This window comes from Aeromonas sp. PrichA-15, from assembly GCF_017939245.1.
Classification (GTDB): Bacteria; Pseudomonadota; Gammaproteobacteria; order Enterobacterales; family Aeromonadaceae; genus Aeromonas; species Aeromonas caviae.
The window spans coordinates 1-344 of sequence record NZ_JAGKRH010000377.1; the positions used below are offsets into that span (position 1 = coordinate 1).

Below are 344 nucleotides of genomic sequence, written 5' to 3' on the forward strand. Positions count from 1 at the left end.
GTGACAACCCGCTTTTGCTGCGCTCTGAACATCCAGTCGGCTCCTAATTTGGGATTGAGGTCTATATCGACTTCATCCTCATAAAACACCGGATTATCGGCATCACAGCGGGCCAGCGCGGCGTCGATATTCGCCATTTTTTCCTGATAGGCTGGGTCTTTTATCCGCAAGGTCGGCACGGGCCTGCGCCAGACAATGCCCATACGAGGTAACCATCGGCGGAGCGTGGAGGCTGCCACATTGAGCCCTGTTAACCGATTGATTTTTATAGCCAATAGTTCAGTACACCAACGGCTGCGCTGATAACCAAAATCTTGCGGAGAAAACTGCATGAGCAGCACCAG

1 protein-coding gene is annotated in these 344 nt (G+C 52.3%); it reads right to left on the reverse strand.

The window, feature by feature from the left end; genetic code table 11:
• A partial coding sequence (locus J9889_RS23725) for a winged helix-turn-helix domain-containing protein (RefSeq protein ID WP_210558463.1) occupies nt 1–344 on the reverse strand: 344 nt, incomplete at both ends.